This is a genomic window from Flavobacteriales bacterium (assembly GCA_013214975.1).
Taxonomy (GTDB): Bacteria; Bacteroidota; Bacteroidia; order DT-38; family DT-38; genus DT-38.
In genome coordinates this window covers 1-5,599 of the sequence record JABSPR010000011.1, presented here as the reverse complement: position 1 = coordinate 5,599, position 5,599 = coordinate 1, and the positions used below count along the sequence as shown (strand labels likewise).

Annotated in this window: 3 protein-coding genes; 2 read left to right on the top strand and 1 reads right to left on the bottom strand. The window is 36.8% G+C overall.

What is annotated here, in order from left to right; genetic code table 11:
* Positions 1-870, bottom strand: an 870-nt coding sequence (locus tag HRT72_00610) for an MFS transporter (protein NQY66217.1), incomplete at its 3' end; no start/stop codon positions are given.
* A 132-nt stretch (positions 871-1,002) separates the two neighbouring features.
* On the opposite strand from HRT72_00610, the gene HRT72_00605 reads away from it, so the two are divergent.
* Positions 1,003-4,575, top strand: coding sequence for an efflux RND transporter permease subunit (locus tag HRT72_00605; GenBank protein ID NQY66216.1), 3,573 nt, complete (start codon positions 1,003-1,005; stop codon positions 4,573-4,575).
* Positions 4,568-5,599: efflux RND transporter periplasmic adaptor subunit (locus HRT72_00600; protein ID NQY66215.1), on the top strand; the 1,032-nt coding region annotated here is incomplete at its 3' end. The genes HRT72_00605 and HRT72_00600, both read left to right, overlap by 8 nt.

Here is a 5,599-nt window from a genome sequence, read left to right as displayed (position 1 = left end):
AATTGTGAACAGGGCACCTATACCTATATTGAGGATTACACCGATAAGTAGAGGCTTGAAGCGGCCGTATTTTGTACCAAGCCATGTTGCTAGTATGCCACCGCTAATACCAAATAATGAAGAGAGAAATAGTGCAAGGCCACGTTCTTCGGACTCTATACCCGTATTGGCACCTAATTTATCCATGTAAGTAAATACTCCATTTTGACCTAGCTCATAAATTAATAACCCAAACATGGCAATAATTGCCAATGCCTTGTAAGGGGCATTCTTGATTTCTGTAATAAAATCGCTATTTCCAATGTTCTTTAGAATAGGCGGTAGTAAGTACATATAGGCAGGTATAATAAGTAGTGAGTACAAGGCTAGAGATAAATAAACTCCTTTTATATCCATCCATTCAACTATGTATGGCAGTAGAGCATGCGAGATAGAAAAGATGCACAAATACATTACTCCAGAAAGAGCAAAAGTTCGTTCCGGTTCGGAAGAAGAGGATGCTGAGGCAGTCGCAGCACCAGATACTATTCCCGATCCTATCGCAACAAATGCACGTAAAAGCATTAGAGAATCTATAGTATTTGCATAGGCAGATCCAAGGTTTCCTAGAACTAAAAAGATTGTACCCACATAGGCTATTTTTGTTCTAGAATATTTTGTAATCGGCACAGTAGCCACTACAAGAAAGATAAAGTAGAAAAGATTCTCTACCATAAACAATTGTCCTATTTCAGGGTCTGTAGCTTGAAATTTTTCCATTAAAGGAATTAGAAGTTGAGGCTGTACATATAAGCCAAATAGGCTTGTGCTGTACGCGGCAGTTACAGCAATTGAAGCTGGAAGTATTGCTTTTATATTATTAAGGCTCATAGACATACATTAAAACTAGTTAATGTTTAAGGGTGAGCCTAGAATAGAAGGGTAGAATGTTTAGATATTATTAACTTGAAGACGTGAAAATCTGGCAACAATAATATAAAGTGAAAAATCAATAATTATATAGTGCTAAATAAATTGATTAAGTATTTCATCGAGAACAAAATAATAACAGTGTTCTTATTGTTGTCGATTATATTCACAGGAATCTCAACTCTTCCTTTTAGTATAGACAAAGGGATTTTTCCAGATTATTCTGTTAATGCTGATGTACTTCCTGACATTGGCGAAAATCAACAAGTTATAATCACAAGATGGAAAGGTAGGTCGCCTCAGGATGTAGAGGATCAAATTAGTTATCCCCTTACAAGCTATCTTCTTGGAATACCTGGTGTCAAAACTATTAGGAGTAATTCGTTGTTCGGACTTTCAACAATCTATGTCATTTATAACGAGGATATGGAGTTTTATAGTTCTCGAATTCGAATTCTGGAAAAACTGAATTCAATTTCACCCGGAGACTTACCAAATGGAGTGCAGCCAATTTTAGGACCAGATGCTACGGCTTTAGGGCAGGTATACTGGTATACACTTGAAGGGAAAAACGATAAAGGCAATACTACTGGCGGTTGGGGGTTGGAAGACTTAAGAACGGCTCAAGATTATCATATTAAGCATGCTTTGATGTCTGTAGAGGGTGTTGCTGAAGTAGCTTCAATTGGTGGATATAAGAAAGAGTATCAGATAGATGTTAATCCTTTATTGCTTGAAAGATTTGGGATATCTCTTCTTCAGGTTGCAAGTGCAGTTAGGAATGGAGGTAAGGATATTGGAGTAAGCACACTTGAAATAAATAGGGTGGAATATTTCGTGAGAGGTTTAGGAGGAGTTAAAGGGATTACCGATATAGAGAATCTTATAGTATCTACTAAGAATGGGGTTTCAATAAAAATTAAAGATCTTGCTCAGGTAGTAATTGGACCAGGGGTGAGGAGAGGGGCTTTAGATAAAAATGGCGTGCCTTCTGTCGGTGGCGTTGTAGTAGTGCAATATGGGGCAAACCCAGCTCAGGTTATTAAGAATGTTAAAAAAAGAATTAAAGAGATTTCTATTGGGTTACCATCCAAACATCTTTCGGATGGTACATTATCAAAAGTTCATATTGTCCCATTTTATGATAGGTCTTTATTGGTAGAAGAAACAATTAACACATTAACCCAAACGCTCTGGTTGGAAATCTTGATTACTCTGATTGTGATACTCGTAATGTTGGCAAATGTTCGTGCTGCTTTGGTTGTTGCAAGTGTACTTCCGTTATCAGTTCTTCTCAGTTTTGTGGTTATGAGGTTTCTAAATATAGAAGCTAATATTATTGCATTAGCCGGTATAGCGATAGCTATTGGAACTATGGTAGATATGGCTATTGTATTTGCGGAAAATATTGTTGCAAGATTAGAAAACTCAAATCAAGATGATAATAAGTTAGAGCTTATTTATGCAGGAACTATAGAGGTTGCCTCGGCTGTAAAAATATCGGTTGCCACTACTTTGATTAGTTTTTTGCCATTATTGGCGTTGGAGGGACCCGAAGCGAAACTGTTTACTCCGTTGATTATTACCAAAACCGCATCGATTCTTGGCGCTTTTTTAATCTCAATAGTTGCTATTCCAACCATTTTACATACGCTGTTTTCTCTTTGCCTAACTCGAAGAATTGTACTTAATGTATTAAACTTTATAATAATTGGATTAGGTGTTGTTACCCTATTTTACGATATATGGTATGGCCTTTTTGTTGTCAGTGTAGGCCTTGTTGGTTTTATTGGCGTGATTAAGAATAGCTATGTTAGTTTCGATAAGAAGAATTATAAAGTTTGGATGTATGTCGTTTTATTGACTCTTCTCTTGGCCAAAACCTGGATGCCCTTAGGAGAGCATTCTTTCTTTGTATCTAATTCTCTCTTCGTTTTTATATTGATTGGAGGTAGTTTAAAATGTTTCAACTGGTTCTTGAACGTATATCCTGTTTTACTCGATTGGTCGCTCGAGAATAAATGGAAATTTCTAACACTTCCAATTGGATGTTTGGCATTTGGAACCTCTATTTTATTTAACACAAGTCAAGAGTTTATGCCTTCGCTTAACGAAGGTTCATTTTTGCATATGCCGACAACTATGCCGCATTCTGGAATGGAAGAAAATCTACATATGCTGCATAAATTAGATGTGGCTGTTTCAAGAATACCTGAAGTGGATCAGGTAATAGGTAAATTAGGAAGAGTTGAAAGTGCCCTAGATCCGGCACCTATTAATATGTTTGAAAATGTGATTAATTATAAAAAGGAGTATGGTCTCAATGAAAAAGGAGAGACCGTAAGACGATGGAGGGATCATATCCATAATAGGGATGATATTTGGCAAGAGATTTCGGATGCAACAAGGTTTTTGGGTCTAACAGTTGCGCCCAAACTTCAACCTATGGAGACAAGACAGATAATGTTATCATCGGGATTGCGAGCTCCAATGGGAATAAAAATTACGGGTAAGAACTTAGCGGCGATTGAGAAAATGGGTGTCGAGTTAGAACGAGTTCTAAAACATGTTGAAGGGATCGATGTGTCTTCAGTATTTGCTGAACAGTCTATTGGGAAACCATATCTTGAATTAGAATATTTAAGAGGATCAATGGCTAATATTGGTGTGTCGGTAAAAGATGTGAATGATTGTTTAGAACTTGCACTAGGAGGTGTATCTCTTTTAGAATCAATTGAAGGAAGAGAACGATTACCTGTTCGGATTAAATATCCCAAAGATTTTCTTGATTCAGAAGAGTCATTGAATAATATCTTAATTCCTACGAATAGTGGGAAGCAAGTGAAATTAAAAGAGCTGGTTAATATTAGTTATGTAAAAGGACAGCAATCAATAAAAAGCGAAAATGGTTTTCAGGTAGGCTATGTAATGTTCGATAAGATTCAAGGGTTTGGAGATGTGGAAGTTGTAGAGAATGCCAAGCTAATAATAGAGGCCCAAATTGAAGAGGGCGTTATATCTATACCATCGGGGATTAGCTATTCTTTTGTTGGCACGTATAACGACATCGTTAGATCTAATAAACGCTTGGGCATTTTAATTCCTTTTACATTATTGGTGATTTTGTTGATTATATATCTTGAGTTTAAATCAATAACCACTGCATTAATTATTTTTTCATCAGTCTTTGTTTCTTTCTCAGGGGCTTTTATTCTAATGTGGCTATATGGTCATAGTGGTTTTTTGAACATCGATTTACTGGGGATTAACTTGTACGAAATATTTCAAATGAATTCGGTTAGCCTGAGCGTTGCAGTGTGGGTGGGTTTTATTGCATTGTTTGGGATTTCAACAGATGACGGAGTGTTGGTTGTATCCTATTTACGAAACTCCTTTGAAGGTAGACCAGCTACTATAAAAGATATTCGACTTGCTGTGTTAGAAGCAGGAAAGAAGAGGATTCGTCCGGCGTTAATGACAACCGCTACTACTATCTTGGCGCTGATTCCAGTTCTGACTTCAAATGGGTCTGGAGCAGATGTACTACTTCCTATGGCGATACCATCTATAGGAGGAATGATGTTGGCAGTCATAACAATGTTCACGATACCCGTACTTTATAGTATGTGGCAAGAGAATAAAATAAGCAATGCAAACCATGAGTAAGAATTTGAAAATATTAGTTGTCGCAATATCTGCATCATTAGGCTTGGGGCTTTTGATCGGTAAAACAATATTAAATAATGAGGTTGAGTCTTCAGGAATAGCTATTCAGTCTATCGGATGGACGTGCTCTATGCACCCTGAGATTATTAAATCAATTTCAGGAAGTTGTTCTCTCTGTTCAATGGATTTGGTTGAAATGTCATCTAATAACCTTGATGATAAAAGCTTAATTCAATTCAGTGATAATGAAATTAAAGATGCCGGGATAGAAACTGTACTTGTAGAAAGCAACGAAGGTAGGATGGTGGGTGTTAAAATGCCTGGTAATGTAGTTGTCGATCAGAAAAATGTTTGGACGATTCCTGCACATTATCCATTACGTTTAGAAAAGCTGTTTGTAAGTACTATTGGTCAATATGTTAAAAAAGGAGAGTTGTTGGCGGTTGTTTATTCAGACGAATACGTTCAAGCGGTACGGCATTTTATTGTATCGCTTAGGTATAAGAATGATAAGAAGGTTAAAATGTATCAACAAGCTGTAGATGTGCTTAAAGGCTGGCAGATTCCAGATATGGAAATAGAAAGATTAGCTGAATCGAAGGATTTATCTCCTAATGCAAATATTTATGCAGAACGTTCCGGGATTTTGTTGGGTCAGTCTGCAAATCAAGGAGCATATGCTAGAAAGGGGAATGTCTTGTTTGAATTCGTAGATATAACATCGGTTTGGGTGGAGATTGATGCTAATGAATTAGAGAAAAAAAGTTTTGAAATAGGAGCAGAGGTTGTGGTCAATGTTGTTGGAAATTATTCTGAAAAATATAACGGGAAAGTTTTACAGGTGAGTAAATTGGTTGATAGAGAAACAAACACTTCCAAGGTGATAATTGAGATTAATAATAACGAATTGAAACTGGAGCCGGGGGCGACAGTTGAAGTAATGACTGTACCAGGAAATCTGAAAAAGCTTCTAGTGCCTCGTTCCAGTGTATTATGGACTGGAAGTAGATCACTTGTCTATGTT